18 protein-coding genes are annotated in these 22,240 nt (G+C 68.1%); 1 reads left to right on the top strand and 17 read right to left on the bottom strand.

Annotation, left to right across the window (positions count from 1 at the left end):
* Nucleotides 1-56: 56 nt before the first annotated feature.
* From pyrF to pyrR, 7 genes are read right to left on the bottom strand one after another with little or no spacing between them, the layout of a single operon-like run.
* On the bottom strand, nucleotides 57-890 hold the full coding sequence (gene pyrF, locus ACJH5R_RS05220) for an orotidine-5'-phosphate decarboxylase (RefSeq protein ID WP_406781608.1): 834 nt from the start codon (nucleotides 888-890) through the stop codon (nucleotides 57-59).
* A 2-nt stretch (nucleotides 891-892) separates the two neighbouring features.
* On the bottom strand, nucleotides 893-4,234 hold the full coding sequence (carB, locus tag ACJH5R_RS05215; protein ID WP_406781429.1) for a carbamoyl-phosphate synthase large subunit: 3,342 nt from the start codon (nucleotides 4,232-4,234) through the stop codon (nucleotides 893-895).
* Nucleotides 4,234-5,355, bottom strand: coding sequence for a glutamine-hydrolyzing carbamoyl-phosphate synthase small subunit (gene carA, locus ACJH5R_RS05210; protein ID WP_406781428.1), 1,122 nt, complete (start codon nucleotides 5,353-5,355; stop codon nucleotides 4,234-4,236). Before carA ends, carB begins: the two co-directional genes overlap by 1 nt.
* Nucleotides 5,352-5,879, bottom strand: a complete 528-nt coding sequence (locus ACJH5R_RS05205; RefSeq protein WP_406759297.1) for a transporter — start codon at nucleotides 5,877-5,879, stop codon at nucleotides 5,352-5,354. Before ACJH5R_RS05205 ends, carA begins: the two co-directional genes overlap by 4 nt.
* Nucleotides 5,876-7,168: a dihydroorotase gene (locus tag ACJH5R_RS05200; RefSeq protein ID WP_406759296.1), complete on the bottom strand. Its 1,293-nt coding sequence runs from the start codon at nucleotides 7,166-7,168 to the stop codon at nucleotides 5,876-5,878. The genes ACJH5R_RS05205 and ACJH5R_RS05200 overlap by 4 nt, the downstream gene beginning before the upstream one ends.
* Nucleotides 7,165-8,136, bottom strand: a complete 972-nt coding sequence (locus ACJH5R_RS05195; protein WP_406759295.1) for an aspartate carbamoyltransferase catalytic subunit — start codon at nucleotides 8,134-8,136, stop codon at nucleotides 7,165-7,167. The genes ACJH5R_RS05200 and ACJH5R_RS05195 overlap by 4 nt, the downstream gene beginning before the upstream one ends.
* Entirely contained in the window at nucleotides 8,133-8,705 is a 573-nt protein-coding gene (gene pyrR, locus ACJH5R_RS05190; RefSeq protein WP_406781427.1) for a bifunctional pyr operon transcriptional regulator/uracil phosphoribosyltransferase PyrR, read from the bottom strand. The genes ACJH5R_RS05195 and pyrR overlap by 4 nt, the downstream gene beginning before the upstream one ends.
* 207 nt (nucleotides 8,706-8,912) lie before the next feature.
* On the opposite strand from pyrR, the gene ACJH5R_RS05185 reads away from it, so the two are divergent.
* Nucleotides 8,913-10,115, top strand: a complete 1,203-nt coding sequence (locus ACJH5R_RS05185; protein ID WP_406781426.1) for a serine hydrolase domain-containing protein — start codon at nucleotides 8,913-8,915, stop codon at nucleotides 10,113-10,115.
* A 110-nt stretch (nucleotides 10,116-10,225) separates the two neighbouring features.
* Here ACJH5R_RS05185 and ACJH5R_RS05180 read toward each other — a convergent pair whose 3' ends face one another.
* The 10 genes from ACJH5R_RS05180 to ACJH5R_RS05135 form a co-directional block, all read right to left on the bottom strand.
* Complete coding sequence (locus ACJH5R_RS05180) at nucleotides 10,226-10,864, bottom strand: FMN-dependent NADH-azoreductase (protein ID WP_406781425.1); 639 nt, start codon at nucleotides 10,862-10,864, stop codon at nucleotides 10,226-10,228.
* Between the two features lie 17 nt (nucleotides 10,865-10,881).
* Nucleotides 10,882-12,033: an acyl-CoA dehydrogenase family protein gene (locus ACJH5R_RS05175; RefSeq protein ID WP_406781607.1), complete on the bottom strand. Its 1,152-nt coding sequence runs from the start codon at nucleotides 12,031-12,033 to the stop codon at nucleotides 10,882-10,884.
* Nucleotides 12,034-12,075: 42 nt separating this feature from the next.
* On the bottom strand, nucleotides 12,076-12,654 hold the full coding sequence (locus tag ACJH5R_RS05170) for a TetR/AcrR family transcriptional regulator (protein WP_406781424.1): 579 nt from the start codon (nucleotides 12,652-12,654) through the stop codon (nucleotides 12,076-12,078).
* A gap of 6 nt (nucleotides 12,655-12,660) precedes the next feature.
* Nucleotides 12,661-15,372 (bottom strand): fumarate reductase/succinate dehydrogenase flavoprotein subunit, encoded by a 2,712-nt coding sequence (locus tag ACJH5R_RS05165; protein WP_406781423.1) that lies wholly within the window; start codon nucleotides 15,370-15,372, stop codon nucleotides 12,661-12,663.
* On the bottom strand, nucleotides 15,369-16,100 hold the full coding sequence (locus ACJH5R_RS05160; protein ID WP_406781422.1) for an ABC transporter ATP-binding protein: 732 nt from the start codon (nucleotides 16,098-16,100) through the stop codon (nucleotides 15,369-15,371). Before ACJH5R_RS05160 ends, ACJH5R_RS05165 begins: the two co-directional genes overlap by 4 nt.
* Nucleotides 16,097-16,945 carry an ABC transporter permease gene (locus ACJH5R_RS05155; RefSeq protein ID WP_406781421.1) on the bottom strand — a complete coding sequence of 283 codons (849 nt, stop codon included), beginning with the start codon at nucleotides 16,943-16,945 and terminating at the stop codon, nucleotides 16,097-16,099. The genes ACJH5R_RS05160 and ACJH5R_RS05155 overlap by 4 nt, the downstream gene beginning before the upstream one ends.
* Nucleotides 16,942-18,303: an ABC transporter substrate-binding protein gene (locus tag ACJH5R_RS05150; RefSeq protein ID WP_406781420.1), complete on the bottom strand. Its 1,362-nt coding sequence runs from the start codon at nucleotides 18,301-18,303 to the stop codon at nucleotides 16,942-16,944. The genes ACJH5R_RS05155 and ACJH5R_RS05150 overlap by 4 nt, the downstream gene beginning before the upstream one ends.
* A gap of 24 nt (nucleotides 18,304-18,327) precedes the next feature.
* Nucleotides 18,328-18,555 carry a ferredoxin family protein gene (locus tag ACJH5R_RS05145; protein WP_406759286.1) on the bottom strand — a complete coding sequence of 76 codons (228 nt, stop codon included), beginning with the start codon at nucleotides 18,553-18,555 and terminating at the stop codon, nucleotides 18,328-18,330.
* Complete coding sequence (locus tag ACJH5R_RS05140; RefSeq protein WP_406781419.1) at nucleotides 18,552-19,292, bottom strand: GntR family transcriptional regulator; 741 nt, start codon at nucleotides 19,290-19,292, stop codon at nucleotides 18,552-18,554. Before ACJH5R_RS05140 ends, ACJH5R_RS05145 begins: the two co-directional genes overlap by 4 nt.
* Nucleotides 19,293-19,463: 171 nt before the next feature.
* Nucleotides 19,464-22,202, bottom strand: coding sequence for an aminotransferase class I/II-fold pyridoxal phosphate-dependent enzyme (locus ACJH5R_RS05135; protein WP_406781418.1), 2,739 nt, complete (start codon nucleotides 22,200-22,202; stop codon nucleotides 19,464-19,466).
* Nucleotides 22,203-22,240: the final 38 nt, after the last annotated feature.

The following is a 22,240-nucleotide window of genomic DNA, read 5'->3' as shown; positions in this document are numbered from 1 at the left end:
ATCCAGGGCCTGCGTGGGCGCCCCTCGTCGGGCGGCTACGCAGGCCCTGTCGCGAGTTATCCCGCGGCGGCCAAGTAGGCCACGGCGTCCCGCAGCCGCTCAGCGGCGGCACGCAGCGCACCGGCATCCGGGCCGGCCCGCAGCACCTCGCGCGAAACCGCCGGCAGCAAAGTGCCCGCAGCGGCCCCTCCGAGCCCGGCAAGGGCCTCTGGGCGGCCGCCCTGGGCCCCAACGCCCGGCACCAGCACTGGCCCACCCAGGGCACTCAGATCGGGCACCTCGCGCAGCGTGGCGCCCACCACGACGCCGATCGAGCCCAGTCCCGCCGCACCCTCGGCTTTGTTCGCTTCCGCGGCCGCGTCGACGATCGCCTGCGCCACGGTGCGGCCGTCCGCATCCTCGGCCCGCTGCACGCTCGCCCCCTCCGGGTTCGAGGTGGCCGCCAACACGAACACACCCCGCCGATGCTGCGCGGCGGTCTCCAGCAGCGGCTGCAATGACCCGAAGCCCAGGTAGGGCGAAGCCGTCACCGCGTCGGCGGCCAACGGCGACTGTCCGGCCCAGGCTGCCGCGTAAGCGGCCATGGTCGAGCCGATGTCACCGCGTTTGGCGTCGGCCAGCACCAGCACATCGGCCTCGCGCAGCGCCGCTATGGTGCGCTCCAGCACGGCGAAGCCGGCCGATCCGTACGCCTCGAAGAACGCCACCTGCGGCTTGACGACGGCGAACCCGGCGAACGCCGTCACGCACGTCTCGCTGAACACCGCCAGACCGTCCGGGGTCGTGGGCAGGCCCCAGGCGGTCAGCAGTTCGGGGTGCGGGTCGATGCCCAGGCACAGTGGCCCGCGGGCCGCCATCGCGTCGGCCAGGCGCGCACCGAACCCCGGGATCACTACTGCCCGCCGAGGGTGCTGTGCAGTTCCTGCAGGGAACGCACCCCGATATCGCCCCGGATGCCGGCCTCGATGCCCTGCACCGCCGCGGCCGCGCCCTGGACGGTGGTGATGCATGGGATGTTCACGCTGACCGCTGCCGAACGGATCTCGTAGCCGTCCACCCGCGGGCCGGAGTTGCCGTACGGGGTGTTGATCACCAGGTCCACCTCCCCGGCGCGGATCGCGTCCACCGCGGTCAGCTCCGGGCGCTGTGGACTGGGCTCCTCGAAATTCTTGCGCACCACATCGCATGGAATACCGTTGCGGCGCAGCATTTCCGCGGTTCCCTCGGTGGCCAGGACCCGGAATCCCAAGTCAGCGAGCCGTTTGACCGGAAACACCAGCGAACGCTTGTCGTGGTTGGCCACCGACACGAAGACCGTGCCCTGGGCCGGTAGCGAGCCGTAGGCGGCGGTCTGGCTCTTGGCGAACGCGGTGCCGAAGTCACGGTCGATGCCCATCACCTCACCGGTGGACTTCATCTCCGGGCCGAGCAGTGAGTCGATGCCGGAGCCGTCCGCGCGGCGGAAGCGGTGGAACGGCAGCACGGCCTCCTTGACCGCGATGGGGGCGTTCGGGCCGACCGTGGCCCCGTCCCCCGAGGCGGCCAACAGGCCCTCGGCTCGCAGTTCGGCGATCGTGGTGCCCAGCATGACGCGCGCGCAGGCCTTGGCCAGCGGCACCGCGGTGGCCTTGGACACGAACGGCACCGTCCGGCTGGCCCGCGGGTTGGCCTCCAGGACGTAGAGCACGTCGTCTTTGAGGGCGAACTGCACGTTGAGCAGCCCCACCACCCCGACGCCGTGGGCGATGGCCTCAGTGGCACGCCGCACCTTTTCGATGTCGCTGCGCCCCAGCGTCACCGGTGGCAGTGCGCAGGCCGAGTCGCCGGAGTGGATGCCGGCTTCCTCGATGTGCTCCATGATGCCGCCGATGTAGACCTCGCTGCCGTCGCACAGCGCGTCGACGTCGATCTCGATCGCGTCTTCCAGGAACCGGTCGACCAGCACCGGATGCTCCGGCGACAGCTGGGTGGCCCGGGTGATGTAGCCGTGCAGAGTCTCTTCGTCGTAGACGATCTCCATGCCCCGCCCGCCCAGCACGTACGACGGACGCACCAGGACCGGGTAGCCGATGTCGGCGGCGATCCGTTTGGCCTGCTCGAAGGTCGTGGCGGTGCCGTACCGCGGCGCAGGAAGCCCGGCGGTGGTCAGCACATCGCCGAACGCGCCGCGGTCCTCGGCCAGGTCGATGGCTTCCGGGCTGGTCCCGACGATCGGCACTCCGGCGGCGGCCAGCCGCTGGGCCAGCCGCAGCGGGGTCTGCCCGCCGAGCTGGACGATCACGCCGACCACGCCGGGTCCGCCCTGGCCCGACTGCTGTTCGGCGTAGTACACCTCGAGCACGTCTTCGAACGTCAACGGTTCGAAGTAGAGCCGGTCGGCGGTGTCGTAGTCGGTGGACACCGTCTCGGGGTTGCAGTTGATCATCACCGTCTCGAACCCGGCCTGGCTCAAGGTGATCGCGGCGTGCACGCAGCTGTAGTCGAACTCGATGCCCTGGCCGATCCGGTTGGGTCCGGACCCCAGGATGAGCACCTTGGGTTTGACGTCCTGGGCTGCCACCTCGGTCTCGGCGGCGGGGTCGAGCTCGAAGGTGCTGTAGTGATACGGCGTCTTGGACTCGAACTCTGCTGCGCAGGTGTCGACGGTCTTGAAAACCGGGTGGATGCCCAGCCGGTCGCGCAGCAGCCGCACCCCGTCCTCGCCGGCCAGTTCCGGGCGCAGCACGGCGATCTGATGATCCGACAGGCCGCTGTACTTGCAGCGGCGCAGCAGGTCCGCGTCGAGCACCGGGGTGTCGACGACCTCGGTGCGCAGCGCCACCAGGCCGTTGATCTGCTCAACGAACCACGGGTCCACCCCGGAGGCCTCGGCGACCGCTTCCACGGTGGCGCCCAGGCGCAGCGCCAGCTCGATGTCATAGAGCCGGCCCTCGGTGGGCACCCGCAACCGCGCCAGCGCGTCGTCGGCGCTGCCTTCGGGATCCGGTTTGGTCCAGAACCCGGCACGATCGGTTTCCAGCGAGCGCATCACCTTGCCGAGCGACTCGATGAAGTTGCGGCCCAACGACATCGCTTCGCCCACCGACTTCATGGTGGTGGTCAGCCGCGGGTCGGCGCCGGGGAACTTCTCGAACGCGAAGCGCGGTGCCTTGACCACGACGTAGTCCAGTGCCGGCTCGAAGCAGGCCGGGGTCTCTTTGGTGATGTCGTTGATGATCTCGTCGAGGGTGTAGCCGATCGCGAGCTTGGCGGCGATCTTGGCGATCGGGAAACCGGTCGCCTTCGACGCCAGCGCGCTGGATCGCGAGACCCGCGGGTTCATCTCGATCACGATGAGTCGGCCGTCTTGGGGGTTGACCGCGAACTGGATGTTGCAACCGCCGGTATCCACCCCGACCTCGCGCAGGATCGCGATCCCCAGGTCACGCATCTTCTGGTATTCGCGGTCGGTCAGCGTCATCGCCGGTGCGACGGTCACCGAGTCGCCGGTGTGCACGCCCATCGGGTCGACGTTCTCGATCGAGCAGACCACGACGACGTTGTCGTTGCCGTCGCGCATCAACTCGAGCTCGAATTCCTTCCACCCGTAGATGGATTCTTCGATCAGGACGTTGGCCGTCGGGGAGGCGGCCAGGCCGTCACCGGCCATCCGCGCTACCTCGTCGAGGCTGGCCGCCAGTCCCGATCCCAGGCCACCCATGGTGAAGGAGGGGCGAACGACGACGGGCAGCCCGAGTTCGGCGACGGTCTCTTCGACCTCGGCCATGGTGTAGCAGACCCGGGAACGCGCCGACTCGCCGCCGACCTTGGCAACGATGTCCTTGAACTGCTGGCGGTCTTCGCCACGCTGGATCGCCTCGAAGTCGGCGCCGATCAGCTCCACTCCGTACCGCTCCAGCACCCCGTGCTCGTGCAGGGCCACCGCGGTGTTCAGTGCGGTCTGCCCGCCCAGTGTGGCCAGCAGGGCGTCGACCTTGTTGCCGCGCTCGGCTTGCTGAGCGAGCACCTTTTCGACGAACTCCCAGGTGATGGGCTCGACGTAGGTGTTGTCGGCGTACTCGGGGTCGGTCATGATGGTGGCCGGATTGGAGTTGACCAGGCTCACCTGCAGGCCTTCGGCCTTGAGCACCCGGCAGGCCTGGGTTCCCGAATAGTCGAATTCACACGCTTGTCCGATCACGATCGGCCCGGAGCCGATCACCAGGACATGGCGCAGGTCACTACGGCGCGGCATTACTTCTCCCCTGCCATCAGGTCGACGAACTGGTCGAACAGGTATTCCGCGTCGTGCGGTCCGGCCGCGGCTTCCGGGTGGTACTGCACCGAGAACGCCCGGCCGTTGGCGAGCTTGACGCCCTCGACGACTCCGTCGTTGGCGCAGGTGTGACTGACCACCGCCGGGCCGAAGTCGGTGTCGAAGCGCTGGCCCGCTTCGCCTTCCAGGGCGAAGCCGTGGTTCTGCGCGGTCACCGCCACCCGGCCGGTGGCGTGGTCGATCACCGGGATGTTGATGCCGCGGTGGCCGAACGTCATCTTGTAGGTACTCAGCCCCAGCGCCCGGCCCAGGATCTGGTTTCCGAAACAGATTCCGAACAGCGGGATTCCGGCACCGAGCACCTCGCGGGTCAACGCCACCATCGCCTCCGCGGTGGCCGGGTCCCCGGGCCCGTTGGACAGGAACACCCCGTCCGGCTTCAGGTCGGCGATCGCCGCGAAGTCCACCGACGACGGCAGTACGTGGCTGCGGATTCCGCGCCGCGAGAAGTTGCGTGGGGTATTGGTCTTGATGCCCAGGTCCAGCGCGGCGATGGTGAACCGGTGCGCGCCCTCGGGTTCCACCACGTATCCCGCGTCGGTGCTGACCTGGCCGGCAAGATCGGCGCCGAGCATCGACGGCTGCTCGCGGACCCGGGTCACCAGCTCATCCGGCGATGCCAGCGCGTCACCGGAGAACACCCCGGCCTTCATCGATCCGTGATTGCGCAGGTGACGCACGATGGTCCGGGTGTCGACCCCGGCGATTCCGACGATGCCCTGGCGGATCAGCTCGTCGTCCAGCGTGCCGGTGGCCCGCCAATTCGACGCCCGCGGCGACGGGTCGCGCACGACATAGCCGGCCACCCAGATCTTTTCGTCGCGGCTCTCCCCGTCCTCGCGGTTCCAGCCGGTGTTGCCGATCTGCGGGGCGGTGGCCACCACGATCTGCCGGTGATAGCTGGGGTCGGTCAGGGTCTCCTGGTAGCCGGACATCCCGGTGGAGAACACCGCCTCACCCAGGGTCTGTCCCACGGCCCCGAACGGCGTTCCGGTGAACGTCCGGCCGTCCTCGAGAACCAGCACCGCTCGCGAGTTCATCTGTCGTCTTCCTCTTCTTCTAACCAGCGGCTGTGCTCGGCGCGGTCGTCCGCGCGGAAGCCGGTGTCTATCTCGGTGCCCGACGGCAGTCGCCAGCGGATCGCCAGCACTCCGTCGTAGGGTCGGGTGGGGAAAGAAGGAATAGTGCGCCCGGCGATACCGCGTTCGGTGCGGACCGCGATCACCGTGTCTGCGGGGATCCAGATCGGCCGGGCGCCGCTGCGCTGCACCATGATCCCCTCGGGGTAGCGGGTCAGCACCGCCTTGGTGCGATAGCCCAGGTCTCCGACCACCACCCGGTCGTTCCACTTCGGGGCCAGCGTGCACCCCAGGTACTGCCCGCGGGTGGCAGCCACGGTCGGCGCCCCCACCGTGTCGGGCACCGTCGGCAGTGTCCCGATCAGCGCGTCCTGCAGTTGGCCGCGACGGCGCCAACCGCGCATCATCAGCCGGATCACCACGCCGATCAGCACCACCAGCAGAAAAGCGAAGACCAGCGAGCCGATCAACGTGGGGGTATTCATGCCGGGCTCTTTCCGTCCCGGGCGGTGATCCGGCCACGCAGCAGGGTCGCGGTGACGGTCGCGGGCAAGGTCATCTCTTCATAGGGGGTGTTGTCCGAGCGGCTGGCCAGCTGCGCACCGGTGACCACCCAGGTCGTGTCGGGATCGACCACGGTCAGGTTGGCCGGCTCGCCCACCTCCAGCGGGCGGCCCTGGTCGGGCAGACCGACGATTTGGGCCGGCCGCTCGCTCATCACCCGGGCCACGTCGCGCCAGGTCAACAGGCCGGTCTGCACCATGGTGGCCACCACTACCGACAGCGCGGTCTGCAGGCCCAGCATCCCGGGCCGAGCGATGGAAAACTCGCAGCACTTCTCATGATCAGCGTGCGGGGCGTGATCGGTAGCCACACAGTCGATGACGCCGTCGGCCAGGGCGCGGCGCAGGGCGACTGTGTCACTGGCCTCGCGCAGCGGCGGGTTGACCCGGTTGCGTCCGTCGTAGTCGGCCAGTCGACTGTCATCGAGCATCAGATGATGCGGGGTGACTTCTGCGGTCACCGAGATGCCTTGCGCCTTAGCCCATTTCAGAAGCTCCACCGTTCCGGCGGTGGACGCATGGCAGATGTGCAGGCGGGCGCCCGCGTCGCGGGCCAGCAGGATGTCCCGAGCCACGATCGATTCTTCGGCGACCCGCGGCCAGCCGGCCAAGCCCAGCCGGGCGGCGTTGGGCCCCTCATGGGCGACCGAGCCGACAGTCAGCCGAGGTTCCTCGGCGTGCTGGGCGATCAACACCCCCAGTCCGGTCGCGTACTCCAGCGCGCGTCGCATCACCAGGGGGTGATCAACACAGACGCCGTCGTCGGAGAACATCCGAACGCCCGCGGTACCGGCGGCCATCATGCCCATCTCGGTCAGCTGGGTGCCGCCCAGTCCAACCGTGACGGCGCCGACCGGGTGCACGTCGACCAGGCCGACCTGCTGTCCGCGCTGCCAGACATGGTCGGTGACCACCGGAGAGTCGGCCACCGGATCGGTGTTGGCCATCGCGAACACCGCGGTGTAGCCACCCAGGGCCGCCGCCGCCGAGCCGGTTTCGATGTCCTCGGCGTATTCGCGTCCCGGTTCACGCAGGTGGGTGTGCAGGTCGACGAAGCCCGGCAGCAACACCTGTCCGGGCGCGTCAATGACCTCGCAGTCATCCGGTACGGACAGACCGGTACCGATCTGCGCGATCTGGCCGTCGGTCACCAGCACATCGACCTGGTCACCTTCGCCGTAACACCGCACTCCGCGGATCAGCACGCTCACAGCGCCGCTTCCTCTCCCGCCGACCCCGTGGATTCACTGCCCACCAGCAGATGGAACAGCACCGCCATGCGCACATGGACACCGTTGGAAACCTGTTGCAGCACCGCGGATTGCGACGAGTCCGCCACCGACGAGGAGATCTCCATGCCGCGCAGCATCGGGCCGGGGTGCAGCACCACGGCGTGGTCGGCGAGCATCGCCCGGCGCTTCTCGCTCAGCCCGTAGCGCACCGAGTACTCCCGCGTCGACGGGAAGAATCCGCCGGTCATCCGTTCAGCCTGCACCCGCAGCATCAACACCGCGTCGGCGGCCGGCAACTCGGCGTCTAAGTCATGCGAGACCGTCACCGGCCAGTCGGCCACCCCGACCGGCAACAGCGTCGGCGGAGCCACCAGCACCACCTCGGCGCCCAGGGTCGACAACAGACTCACGTTGGAGCGGGCCACCCGGCTGTGCACGATGTCGCCGACAATGACGACGCGGCGGCCTTCGATACCGCCCAGGCGCTGACGCACGGTGAGCGCGTCGAGCAAGGCCTGGGTGGGGTGTTCATGGGTGCCGTCACCGGCGTTGATCACCGCGGGACCGCCGTCTTCGGCGGCTCCGGTCCATTCCGAGAGCAGGTGTGCCGCACCCGAAGCCGGGTGACGGATGATCAGCGCGTCGGCGCCGGCGGCCCGCAGGGTGAACGCGGTGTCGCGCAGCGACTCCCCCTTGTTCACCGAGGAACCCGACGCGGACACGTTGATCACGTCGGCGCTCATCCACTTACCGGCCACCTCGAAGGAGACCCTGGTCCGGGTGGAGTTCTCGTAGAACATGGTGATCACGGTGCGCCCGCGCAGGGTGGGCAGCTTCTTGACCTCGCGCCCCACCAGCGCCTGGGCGAAGCGGTCGGCGTCGTCGAGGATCGCGGTGGCCTCATCGCGGCTCAAGTCGCCGGCTGCCAACAGATGCCTGGTGCTCATCGAGTAATCACCACCTGGTCGCGACCGTCGTGTTCAGCCAGTAAGACGTGCACGCTTTCGCCGCGGGCGGTCGGCACGTTCTTGCCGACGTAGTCGGCGCGCACCGGCAGCTCCCGATGGCCGCGATCCACCAGCACCGCCAGCTGCACGATCCGGGGCCGGCCCACGTCGCGCAGCGCGTCCAGTGCGGCCCGCACCGATCGACCGGCGAAGAGCACGTCGTCGACCAGGATCACGCACGCGTCATCGATGCCGCCGGCCGGGATCGAGGTGGGTTCCAGGGGCCGCGGGGGCTGACGCATCAGGTCGTCGCGGTACAAGGTGATGTCCAGCGCGCCGTGCGCGACGTCGACACCGCAGAATTCGCTGATCTTGCCGGCCAGCCGCTGGGCCAGGGTGACGCCGCGGGTGGGAATACCCAACAACACGACGCGCGGGGCGTTGGCTCTATCGGGGTCGTCTAAAGCCGTCTTCTCGATGATCTGATGTGCGATCCGAGAAACGGTGCGACCCACATCCGCCGAGGACATCAATTCCCGGTCGGTGCTGGAATTACCGGCAGCGCCCATGCGAAACCGCAGGACCTCCTTCTCCGCCTCGCAGGACGGATCGTTAAAGGATGTCGAACTGCCGCGTAGCCTAACATCCGCCGAGCGGTTGCCTTGCGCGAGCGTGCGCGGCTGTACGCGTAATGCGGCGTGTCGGTGTACAGACACGCACCCTCGCGGAGGGAGGCAGCGACGCCGCTGGCGAGATAGCGCCGCTAACCTGACCGGGTGAATCTCGACCCCAATCAGGCGCCGCTGCGCGAGGCCTGCGACACCGGCCTGCTCGCCGGCGTGGTGACACTCGTCTGGCAGCGCGGCACGGTGCTGCAGGTCAACGAGATCGGCCATCGCGATGTCGGCGCCGGCCTGCCGATGACCCGCGACACGGTGTTCCGGATCGCCTCCATGACCAAGCCGGTCACCATCGCCGCCGCGATGACGCTGGTCGACGAAGGCCGGCTGCGACTGACCGACCCCATCGCGCACTGGTTGCCGGAGCTCGCCGCACCGCGGGTGCTGGTGGAGCCGGCCGGCTCGCTGGAGGCCACCACCGCGGCACGGCGAGCGCTCACGGTCGAGGATCTGATGACGCACCGCTGCGGCATCGGCTACGGATTCTCCGTTCCCGGCCCCATCGCGCGGGAGTATCAGCGGCTGCCCTTCGGACGCGGACCCGAAGCCTGGCTGACGGCACTGGCTGCGCTTCCCCTGGTGGACCAGCCCGGTGAGCGAGTCACCTACGGCCACGGCACTGACGTGCTGGGCGCGCTGCTGTCGCGGATCGAGGGCAAGCCGCTGCCACAGGTGATCGAGGAACGGATCCTGGGCCCGCTGGGGATGGCCGACACCGGTTTCTGCGTCACCCCGCAGGCACGCGGGCGCAGCGCCACCATGTACCGCGTCGACGGAGACACGCTGCGCGACGATGCGATGGGGCCGGTACCGATCGCGATGCCGGCGTTTCCCAACGCCGGGGGCGGCCTGATGTCGACCGCCGACGACTATCTGGCCTTCGCCCGCATGTTGCTGGCCGACGGCATGTTCGACGGCACCCGGGTGCTCTCGGCCTCCTCGGCGCGGGCGATGCGCACCGACCAACTCACCGACGACCAGAAGCGGCACCCGTTCCTGGGCGCCCCGTTCTGGGTCGGGCGCGGGTTCGGGCTCAATCTGTCGGTGGTGACCGACCCGGCGAAGTCCCAGCCGCTGTTCGGGCCGGGCGGTGCGGGAGCGTTCGGCTGGCCGGGCGCCTACGGCACCTGGTGGCAGGCGGATCCGGCGGCGGACCTGATCCTGATCTATCTGGTCCAGAACTCCCCGACGCTGTCCACCGATATGGCCGTCGCGGTCGCCGGCAATACCTCGATCGCCAAACTGCGGGTGGCGCAGCCCAAGTTCGTCCGCCGGACCTACGCGGCCCTGGGGTTGTGAGCCCGAGCTGGCGGTAAGACCGTTGAGCCTCAGGCGTGCATCGAGTGTGCGGTTTGGTAGGCCGGACGACGATTTCGCCGACCAAACCGCACACTCGGCACGTTTCTGCGCTAGCGGCTCTCCGCTGCGAGACGCGTCCCCGCCAACCGGGCCTTCTCCAGCGCGGCATCGCGCATCTGCGCCCGCTCCTCGGGGGTCCACCGCGTGGTCGGCTCGAAGACCAGGGTCTGGACGCGGTAGCCCAGCATGGTGAACACGTACTCCAGGTAGGGCCGCTGGAAGTCCTGCAGGTCGGCGCGGTCGCCGTCGTAGGCACTGGAGCGGGTCAAGATGAGCTGCAGCGGCTTGCCCTCCCCCAGTGTGCCCACGTGTTCGCCGCGCTCGTTGAGCGTGAAGCTGGCCATCGGTTGCACGATGACGTCGATCCAGGCCTTGAGCGCATGCGGCACATGCCAATTCCACATCGGCGACGACACGACCAGCCGATCGAACGAGCGGACCCGCTCGATTTCGACCAGCACGTCCGACCAGATCTGCTTCTGCTCGGGGGTACGGCGTTCGCCGTAGAGCGGAGCGAACTTGGCGAAAGCGGCGTCGCGGCCGAACACCAACATCTCGTCGGTCCACACCGAGAACCGTTCGACCTCGCCGACCGCGGCCGCGGGCGCGGCGTCCAGGAAGGCCTGGGTCAGTGCCGAGGACAGCGAGTGTTCTTGCTTCGGACTCGCCTCCACCCACAGAGTTTTCATGGTGTCCTTTACGTCGGTCAGATCATCGAGATCGGTGAGATCTTCACGCCGGCCTCGAGTGCGCCAGACAACTCGCGCGCCACGTCGTAGTCGAAGACTACGTGCCCGCAGATCACGTCGACATCGCGTTTGGCACGCTGCAGCGGGTTGCTCACGAACTGCGCACTGGCACCGGAGGCTTCGAGCAGATCGGCTATCACGGACCGGGATTCGTGCACGATATGCGCGGCCGCCGCCCGGGCGTCGGCCCGAACCGGGCGGCCGATCCGCTCCCGCGCGTCCACCGCGTCTTGAATCCGGCCGACGGTGTCGGCGAGCAGGCCGCGCAGTGCACGCAGCCGAACCCGCGCATCACCCAGACGAATCTGGGCCGCCGGCTGGTTCTTCTGCGCGGCACCGGAATACGCCAGGACCCGTTCGGCCAACCGCTCGGCGAACAGGTCCGCGACCCATTCGGCCGACCCGAGGGCAGGCATCGCGGCGACCAGGGCCAGCGCCGGGACCATCGGCCACCGGTACGCCGACGCGTCGTGCAGCTCGGCGCCGGGGGCGGTACCGGAGTAAATGTCGACGACCTTGACCAACCGGTGCGACGGGACGGCCACATCCTCGATGACGACATCGTTGGAACCGGTGGCCCGCATGCCCGCGGTGTGCCAGACGTCCTCGACGCGAATATCGGTGGCCGGGAGCAGCACCAGCGCCGGGTAGGGAGAGTCGTCGGGCCCGCAGATCGCCCCGACCATGATCCAGTCGGCGTCCATGACCCCGGTCGCCCACGACCATCGCCCGGACAGCCGGATTCCGTCACCGTCGGGCACGCCGCGTCCGGTCGGCGCCAACGGCGCCGGGCACAGCACCGGCCCGGCGGCGAACACCTCGTCCTGGGCCTGCTCACCGAAGAGCGCCAGCATCCAGTTGTGCAGCATGTAGAACCCGAGCGTCCAAGCGCTCGATGCGCAGCCGTGCGCCATGCGCCGGATCGGGTCGAGGATCTCGGGAAACTCGGCCTGCCGCCCGCCGTAGCGCGCCGGCAAAAGCAGGCCGGCCAGTCCGGACTTGTGGAAATCCTCGACGGTTTCCGCCGGCAGGCGGCGCAGCTCTTCGGCTGCCGCGGCGCGTTGCGCAAGTTGGGAGATGAATTCCTCGGTCACCAACGGTGCCGTCATGGTCGCCATGCCCGGACCGTACCATACCTTTTGGTATGGAGGTCAGTGTCGCAGCATGACATCCAGGAACTGTTCCCGCCGCCCAGCCGCCCGTGAGCTGGGCGCGGCACCGGACAGATGCAGAAACCCGATCCCGGCGGCGAATGTTGCGTTGGCACGCATGTCGGCCTCGTCTGCGTCGAAGCCGTCGTCGAGAAACGCCTGCCGAACCGCTTTGAGCACCCGCCGATCCGAGCTGCGTACCGCCACGGCGACGCTGTCCTCCGAGCGCGCCCATTCGCGCATTGCGCGTTCGAGCATCCAATGGGCGGGTCCCACCAACGCGGTCATCATGCGCGACAACCGCTCACGCGGCGGCAGTTCCAGCAACGCATCGAAGTCGCCGCGGTCGGAGTCGCGCACGGCGGCCCAGGTGTCGACCAGCGCCTGCCGGTAAGCCTTCATATCGGCGAAATGCCAGTAGAAGCTGCCCTTGGTGACCCCCAGCCGCTTGCAGAGCCGGTCGATGGTCAGCGCCTTGAGCCCGTCTTCGGACAGAATCCGGAAACCAGCCTGCACCCAGTCCTGCACGGACAGCCGGGGATTGCCACCCGACCCGCCAACTGCGCCCGACGTGGCCATGCCGAGTCAGCGTACTGACCCGGCCGCCTCCTGCAAGGCCCGACGCGCGTATGCGCGAACGTCGGCGTCGTTGTCCTTGACCGCGATCCCCAGCGCATCGTGGGCGGCGACGTTGGATTCGGCCCAGCGGGTCAGCCCCAGCACAGCGGCTTTGCGCACGTCGAGATGCGGGTCCTCCAGTGCCACGGTCAGCAGCGGCACCGCCGCCTCGGCGTCCGCACCGACCAGCGCGCGGGCCGCGCCGACCCGCACCTGCCATGCCGACTCGCGCAGTGCCGGTGTGACGACGGCGAGGTCCTGCGGCCCGCAGCCGATCTCGCCGAGCGCGGCCAGCGCGGCCGCACGGACCAGCGGGTCCGGGTCGCCGATCAGGCCCCGCACGGTATCGGCCCCGGCGCGCAATGTCGCCAAGGCGTTGGCCGCGGCGATGCGCACTTCGCGGTTGCCGTCGCCGGCGCCGATCGCCACCGTCGCCGCGTCGTCGACCGAGACCAGGGCGCGCACCGCTTCGATCCGCACGCGGTGGTCGGGGTCGGCCAGTGCGTCTCGGTAGTCGGCCGGGGCTCCGATTCGCCGGCTGGACAACAGGTACACCACACAGGCCCGTACCACCGGGTCCAGCGAGTTCAGTTGCGCAGCCGCCAACTGAGGGTCCGCAACCACTTCGACGAGCTCCCGTGCTCCGTCGGCAGCCGTCCGGCGCACCGCGGCGTCAGCATCGGCGAGCGCTCCGAACAGCGCAGCGGCATAGCCGTCGGGAGTGTGCTCGCTCAGCGCGGCGACCGCGGTACGGCGCACCGCCGGATCGGGATCCCCCAGGAAACCGGCCAGATCGGCCAACGTCGGCTCCTCGAGCGCGACGACCGCAGCGATACGCGGCGACGGCGGGTGCACCGCAGTCGGTGCCGCAACGCGCGACCCCGCGGTCGCCGGTGCCTGGCCTCCCAACAGCGGCGGCTGGGAGACCGCATGCACCGACTGATCCGTCGGGGGCAGCCCATCGAGCTCGGGGACGGCCACGAAGTAGGGCGCAACCGGCCGCTTGAGGAATTCCATGGCGCCGTCGGCACGTTTGCGCACGTTGAGGTGGTAGCCCCACTGGGCGTCGTCACGGCCGGGCAGGTCGGCACGCTCGTGGTAGAGGCCCCAGCGGGACTCGGTACGGGTCAGCGAAGAGCGGGCGGCCAGCTCCGCGCAGTCCCGGATGAAGGACACCTCGACGGCGCGCATCAGCTCGTGCGGGTTGCGGGCGCCCATCTGGGCGATCTCGCCGCGCATCCGCTCGAAGGTCTGCACCGCCAACGACAGTTTGGCAGCCGATTTCGGCGGCGCCACGTAGTCGTTGACGAACCGGCGCAGCTTGTATTCCACCTGCGGCTGCGGAGGACCGTCGGGGTGGCTCAACGGGCGATAGATCAGCTCATGGGCCTCGGCGAGCTGGTCGGCCGGCAGGTCCTGCGGCGCCGCGACCTCGCCCAGCGTGGCTGCCGCATCCGCACCTGCTAGGTCGCCGAACACGAACGCGCCGATCATGTAATTGTGCGGCACGCAGGCCAGGTCGCCTGCGGCGTACAGCCCCGGAACCGTGGTGCGGGCATTCTCGTCGACCCACACCCCCGATGCGGAATGCCCCGAGCACAAACCGATCTCGGAGATGTGCATCTCGATATCGTGGGTGCGGTAGTCGTGACCGCGGTTGGCGTGAAAGGTCCCCCGGGTGGGCCGCTCGGTGGTGTGCAGGATGTTCTCCAGCGCCGAGAGCGTCTCGTCGGGCAGGTGCGACACCTTGAGGTAGATCGGCCCGCGCGCCGAGTCGATCTCGGATTTGACCTCGGCCATCATCTGCCCGGACCAGTAGTCGGAGTCGACGAAGCGCTCCCCCAGCGAGTTCACCTGATAGCCGCCGAACGGGTTGGCCACGTAGGCGCAGGCGGGCCCGTTGTAGTCCTTGATCAATGGGTTGACCTGGAAGCATTCGATACCGGACAGTTCGGCGCCGGCGTGATAGGCCATCGAGTAACCGTCGCCGGCGTTGGTCGGATTCTCGTACGTGCCATACAGGTAGCCCGACGCCGGCAGCCCAAGGCGCCCACACGGCCCGGTGGCCAGGATCACCGCCTTGGCGGCGACGGCCACGAATTCGCCGGTGCGGGTGTGCAATGCGGCGGCGCCGACCGCCCGGCCGTCCCGGGTGAGCACCCGCACCGGCATCAGCCGGTTCTCGATGCGGATTCTCTCGCGCATCGAGCGTTGCCGCAGCACCCGATAGAGCGCCTTCTTGACGTCCTTGCCCTCGGGCATCGGCAACACGTAGGAGCCAGACCGGTGTACGCGGCGTACCGCGTACTCGCCGTGCTCGTCTTTTTCGAACTTCACTCCGTAGCGTTCCAGCCGCTGCACCATCGCGAAGCCGCGGGTGGCGGTCTGATAGATGGTGCGCTGGTTGACGATTCCGTCGTTGGCCCGGGTGATCTCGGCGACGTAGTCCTCGGGTTCGGCCTTGCCGGGAATGACGGCGTTGTTGACGCCGTCCATACCCATGGCCAGCGCGCCGGAGTGCCGCACGTGGGCCTTCTCCAGCAGCAGCACCTGGGCGCCGTGCTCGGCGGCGGTGAGCGCGGCCATGGTGCCGGCGGTGCCGCCGCCGATCACCAGCACGTCGCAGTCCAGTCGCTGTGGTGTCGCAACATCAGGAATCGGCAAGGGCGTCTGCGTCATGAGTGCTCCAATGCGGTGAGGATGGCGGCACGCAGTCCGGGCTCTGCTCGGCCACTGCGGGGTTCGGGGACCTCCACAAGCGCCCGCAGCGACTGTCCGGCGCGCCCCAGCACCGCCACCCGGTCTCCCAGTGCCAATGCCTCGTCGACGTCATGGGTGACGAACACGAGCGTGGTCGGGTGGGACCGCCAGGTGGTGATCAGCAGCGCCTGCATGGCAGCGCGGGTGGCGCTGTCCAGCGCCCCGAACGGTTCGTCCATCATCACCGCGCGGGGCGCACCGGCCAGGCCGCGGGCCAGCTGAACCCGTTGCCGCATCCCGCCGGAGAGGCTTTTCGGCAGATAGTCGCCGAAACCGGTCAGTCCCAGCTCGGCGATCCACCGGTCGGCTTGGGCCCGCCGCCCGCTGCGCGGCACCCCGCGCAGCCGCAGCGCCAGCTCGATGTTGGAGCGCACCGAACGCCACGGCAGCAGCGCGTTGTCCTGAAACACCACGCCACGGTCCCGCGAGGTGGTCCGCACCTCGGCGCCGTCGGCCAGCACCCGCCCCTGATCGGGAAGCAGCAACCCTGCCAGTGCGCGCAGCACCGTCGACTTGCCACAGCCGGACGGACCGGTCAGCACCAGGATCTCGCCCGGGCGCACGGCCAGGCTCAGCTCGTCGATCACCGGAGAATCGGTGTAAGACAGCCGGACCCGGTCCAGCGTCAGGCTCATGCCGACCGTCATCGCCCGTTCTCCGCACTGCGCGGCAGCCAGCGGGTAAGCCGACGCCCGACCGTCTCCACCGCAGCCGAGGTGGCGAACCCCAGCACGCCGATGGTGATGATGCCGACGAACACGTCCGGGTAGGCCAGCACGGTGTAGGCCTGCCAGGTGCGATATCCGATGCCCAGGCGCCCGGAGATCATCTCCGCGGAGATCACGCAGATCCACGACACGCCCATGCCGACCGAGAGCCCGCCGAACACGCCCGGCGCGATGCCCGGAATCACCACCTGGCTCAACACATCCCAGCGTCCGCCGCCCAGGGTCCGGACCGAGTCCTCCCACAGTGTGGGCAGCGCGCGCACCGCGTGGCGGGTGCTGACCAAGATCGGGAAGAAGGCGGCCAGGAACGTGATGAACACGATGCCCTGTTCGCTGGCCGGGAAGAGCAGGATCGCGACCGGAACCAGCGCGATGGCCGGGATCGGCCGAATCAGTTCGGTGAGGGGGCCCACCACGTCGGCGGCCACCCGCGATCTGCCCAGCAGGATGCCGGTGGCGACGCCGACCGTCGCGGCCAGACCGAATCCGGTGAGAATCCGGATCAGCGACTGGGCCAGATCCAGCCAGTACACCTCGGTGCCCAACCGGCGCACCAACGTGGTGAAGACCTCATCGACGGTGGGCAGCGTGTCGAACCGCAGCCACCACCGCACGTCGGCGACGGTCAGCAACTGCCACAGCCCCAGTGCGGCCGCCACCGAGACCAGCCGCAGCAGCCACGACCGCTGTAGTGTCCGGGCCCGGCGCGGTACCGCGCCGACCGGCGCAGACGCGGCCGGGGCGCCGGTGAGGACCGCGGTCATGCCGCACCCGCCAGGGCCTGCCGGTAATCCACCACAACGCCGCCAGGATGTGCGGTGACATAGCGCCGCGCCCCGGCGGTCGTGTCGAAGGGCAGGTAGTGCGTACCGTCGCGAACCCACGCCGATTTGTCGGCGAACCATCGAGTGCCCAGTTCGGCATCGTGGACATAGGCGGCCCGCAGGTGATCGCCGCGCTCGGTCGCGGCCCGCACGGCGTCCAGCAGCGCGTCGGAATCCGGTACCGCCACGGTGGTTTCGGATCCATCCAGCCAAAGCTCGCCGCCGACCGTCCTGGGTTTGTCGATCTCGGCAACTGTCTTGGCGTAGTCCAGCTTTCGCGCATCGAACGCCGCGCGCAGCGGCCTGTCGTCGACGAACCCATCCACGTCGAAGTCGTCCAGCTCGGCGAAGTCGCCGATCGACTTGAGGTAGGGCACGTCGTTCTTCAACGCGGCGACCAGCTGCGGCTTGAGGGTGGCGTCGAACGAGGTGCCGCCCGGCCCGTTGTAGAGGTAGACGACTTCCTGCGGCAGCCCGCTGCCCTCGGCGACGATCCGGGCCGCCTCCAGCGGCTTGCGTTTCAGGAAGTCGGTGGCATCCAGCTGGGCTTGCAGGAACGCGTCGAGCACTTCTGGGTGCGCCCGCGCATAGCTTCGGCGCACCACCACCCCGTGCAGGGTCGGGTAGTTGAGTTCGGCGCCGTCGTAGAGCAGGCGTGCCCTGTCCTGATACACCAGCAGGCCGGGCCAGGCCACGAATTGTGACAGGCCTTGAACCTGACCGGATTCCAGCGCTGAGGCGCCCACCTGCGGCTGCTGGTTGAGCACCTCGACGCCGGTTCCGGTCTCGGCCAGTGCGCGCAGCAACGTGCCGTGGCCGGCCGAGCCCACACTGGCCGATACCTTGGCCCCGGCCAGGTCGGCCAGTGTGTCCGCACGGGATTCGGGGCTCACCACCACCATGTTCAGCGCGCCGGCGGGGTGGTAGCCGGTCACCGAAACGATCGCGGTGCGGGCCTGCTCGTTGGCCCGCGTTCGGACGCCGTTGACCAGCATGGGGTAATCCCCCATCGAGCCGATGTCGATCTTCTCGGCGAGCATCTGCGCGGTGATCGGCGCCCCGGTGTCGTAGTCCTGCCAGTCGACCCGGTAGCGAGTTCCCGTCCGGTCGGTGATGTCGGCGAGCCGGCGCTCCAGGTAGCCGCGAGCGTGCAGCAACGTGCCCGCGGTCGCGGTGTTGATCGTCTTGGACTGATAACCCACCACCACGTCGACGGAATCACCCGCCGTCGTGGAATCCAGCGAGCATCCGGCCACGGCGAGGACGACGCTGGTCAGCAGAATGAGGAATCTCTTCATGAAACACCTTGATGGTCAATGCATTCAGCGAATGAGATAAGGCATGTTGACGGTGACGGCGCCGGTCGGACAGCGCGCCGCACACGGTCCGCAGTACCAGCACTCGTCGACGTGCATGAACGCCTTGCCGTTCTCCGGGTTGATCGCCAGAGAATCCAGCGGGCAGATGTCGACGCACAGCGTGCAGCCGGAGATGCACAGTGATTCATCGATCGTCACAGGGACGTCGGCACGGCCGTTGACCAGTGTCATGGATAGCTCCTTGTCAGGGTGCCGCGCATGGTGACGCGGTCACCGCGCATCCGGATGTATTCGAGATCGACGGGCCGGCCGTCCTCCAGGCTGGTGAGCCGTTCCAGCATCAGCAGGGCCGAGCCACCGGGAAGCTGCAGGATCGCCGCGGTGTGCGGATCGGCGGGAATCGCCTCCAGCGCCAGGGTCGCATCGCCCAGGCGCTGGCCGCTGATCTGTTCGATCAGCGGAAACACGTCGTTGGACTCCAAGGGGTGGGCCAGCACAGCAGCGCCGATATCGGGTGACAGATAGGTCTGATCCAGGCTCAGCGGCACGTCACCGAGGTAGCGCAGTCGTTCGATGAAGACCACCTGGGCAGCGGCGCCCAGGCCCAGGCGCCGGGCGACCGACGGCGGAGCGTCCACCGTCGTCGCCACCCGAACCTCGTTGCGCACTTCTTGCGCATCAAAGGTCTCCTGCAGGCCGCGCAGTGAGTCCAGTCCGTGGTCGTATTTGTGCTGGGCTACGTGGGTGCCGGTTCTCGGACCGCGGTGGATCAGCCCTTCGGCTTTCAGCGCCGCCAGTGCCTCACGAACGATGTTGCGGGAGACGACGAATTCAATGGCCAGCTCCGGCTCGCCGGGCAGCCCGTCGTCGTAGGCGCCGGCATGGATCTGATGGCGCAGCACGTCGGCAACCTGCCGGGCCCGATCCGCGCGGCGAATCGGCTGCGATGCGACGTGGGCTTCGGCCATGCAGACACGCTAAGGGCCGCCGCCCCGGCGGCCCCAGAGCTGCGAATTCCGCTGATCGGGGGCGAAACTCATTGCGCCACCCACCCGCTGCGGGCTGCCAGCGGAAACCTCGTGGTGTGAGCGCATTGCGCCGCCGCGGCACCCGCGGCCCGGGTAACAATCGCGGTGAGGCTAACCGGCCACGTCCGGTGCCCGCGCATAGCGAGCCAGGGCCTCGGGAGTGAACACCGCCAACCCCAGCTCGGGGTTGTAGCCGTGAATCTCTTTCACGTCGAGTTCGGCCAGGAAGTACAGAATCTCCTTGGAGATCACCTGACCGGGAACCAGCACCGGGAAGCCGGGCGGGTACGGCACGACGAAGGTGGTCGAGACCAGGGTCTTGCCGTCGGCGACCCGGCGGCCGGCGTCGCCGAGCATCACATATTCGCGATCGGACTCCTCATAGCCAGCGTAAAACGCCAATCGCATGTCACCGAATGTGCTGGCACCGCCGGGACGAAACGCCGGGGCGAACTCGCTGAAGTCCGGCAGCGGCGGCAGGTCTTCGGTGATCTCAACGGTTTTGCGCTGCTGCAACGCCCGATCTTCGCTGCTGGCCGCCGCCCAGGCCCGGTCCAGTTCGCCGGCCACCCGGCGCAATGCGTCGAGCAGATAGTGCACGCTGGACCAGGTGACGCCAATGGTGAAGATCAACAGCACAGAGTTGATAGAGGTCTTGTTGATCTGGATGCCGAAGCGATCCATCAGGACCTTCTCGCGGAACTCGTAGCCGTTCATCCCGGTCTGACCCACGAACAGCGTTACCCGGGTCGGGTCCAACACGAATTCGTCGGAACGCCAGGCCTCGTTCCACTCCGCCAGCCCGCCCTGGCGGACCTGACGGTAGGAATTGACCGTGGAAGTCCGGAACTCGTCGGGCACCAGATCGTCCTCATCGAGAATCCGGAACCATTTGTTGATCAGCCGGTCTTTTCGAACCCGGTGGCGAAACACCAGCGCCATGTCGTAAACCCGCCGGACTATGTCAAACCCTTCGATGTCGACCTGGCGGCGGGCCAGGTCCAGTGAAGCGAGCAGCTGCTGATTCGGAGAGGTGGAGGTGTGAGTCAAAAACGCCTCAGCGAACGCATCACGCGCCAGCGCGTTGAAGTCCTTATCCCGGACGTGGATCATCGACGCCTGCCGCAGGGCCGACAGTGACTTGTGCGTGGAGTGGGTCGCATAGACCCGCACCCGTGACGATGGGGCGGGCAGCAGTCGGTGCTCGCTCCACTGGTCGCGATCAATTCCTTGCATGGATTCGCGCCAAGCTTGGTACTCGTTGGCATATCGCGGTGAGCCGAGCATGCTCTCCAGGCGTTCGGCGGCAACCATGGCGGTGCGTTGCCGGGCCCACGGCACCGCAGTCGCAAACGCGTACCAGGCCTCATCCCAAAGGAAGCAGATGTCCGGCTTGATCGCCAGGACTTCCTCCATCACCCGTTGAGGGTTATAGACAACGCCGTCGAATGTGCAGTTGGTCAAAGACAACATCCGGACCCGGTGCAGCTGGCCGGCAGCCTCCAGGTCCAGCAACGCCCGCTTGATGGTGTGCAACGACACCGCGCCGTATATCGCCGTAGGCGCCAACGGGTAGGCGTCCAGATACATCGGATAAGCACCGGCCAACACCAGGCTGTAGTGATGCGACTTGTGACAGTTCCGGTCGATCAGCACGATGTCACCGGGCCGGGTCAACGCCTGCCCCACGATCTTGTTAGCCGTCGAGGTCCCGTTGGTGACGAAGTAGGTATGGTCGGCGTTCCAGGTCTTGGCGGCCTTGTTCATCGCCACCCGGATAGTGCCATGGGGGTCCAGCAGCGAGTCCAACCCGCCGGAAGTCGACGAGGTTTCGGCCATGAAGATGTTGCGGCCGTAGAACTCCCCCATGTCCTGCAGCGAGCGGGAATTGAAGATGCTGGCGCCGCGCGCCACTGGCAGCGCGTGGAACTGACCGACCGGCTCGGCAGCGTAAGCCCGCAACGCATCGAAATACGGTGTGGCGTAGCGTTTCCGGATTCCGGCCAGCACCGTGCTGTGCAGATCGGTGACGTCGTTGAGCCGGTAGAAGGTGCGGTCGTAGACGTCGGGTTCTGCCTCGGTGTCCGCGGCGATTGATTCGTCAGTCAGCATGTACAGGTCGATGTGGGGGCGCAGCAGCCGCATCCATTCGCCGCACTCGATTGCATCGTGGCTGCCATCGACGACTCCCGCGTCGTCGTTGGCGCCCAAAAGTGTGTTCATCAACGGGACCCGGTCGCGCGATCGCAACGGAAGGTCATGCCGGACGATCGCCGCCTGAATCTCACCGTTGAGCGCTACGGCAGTGATGGCGTCCTCGACGCTGGAAGCCACCAACAGCTCGATCTGCACGTCATCGTCGACGTTACGCAGTGCGCGAAGGCTTTCCGCCAGGCTTTCCGGTGCTTCAGGTGGCGAGTCGTCGGCAAGCAGCACGGTGTAGAACTGCTGCCGCCGGGCCTGCGCCACCAATTCCTGATCGGCCAACGGTGAACCGATGTCGAACAACGCCGCCCGGTCCCCATAGTCCGACAGCAGCCGCACCACCAGCGATACCTGCTCGGTCAGCGACACCGTCGCCATGCCTTCGAGGTAATTGCGAAACGCCGTCAGCCTTCCCGCACCGGGGAACAACCAATATCGCTCGTAGGCCGCCAGTCGTTGCATCAGGCGCTTGACCTGCGCATATTGACGGGTGGTATCCATGCCGGCGCGGTCGACCGCAGCCAACTCCCGACACGCGTCGTCCAGCAGGTTCCAGGTGTCCACCCGTGAATACGACGGGTTCGCCACCGCCGCCAACGCCGATACTCTCAGTCTCCGGTTCCGTGCGTCCCAATCTTGGCCCATGGGGCCAGTCTGCATGATCTTGACGCGGCCCGGCCGGT

The sequence above is a fragment of the Mycobacterium sp. SMC-19 genome (assembly GCF_045310815.1).
Lineage (GTDB): Bacteria > Actinomycetota > Actinomycetes > Mycobacteriales > Mycobacteriaceae > Mycobacterium.
The sequence above is the reverse complement of the archived record's forward strand: the minus strand, read 5'-3'. Positions and strand labels throughout refer to the sequence as shown.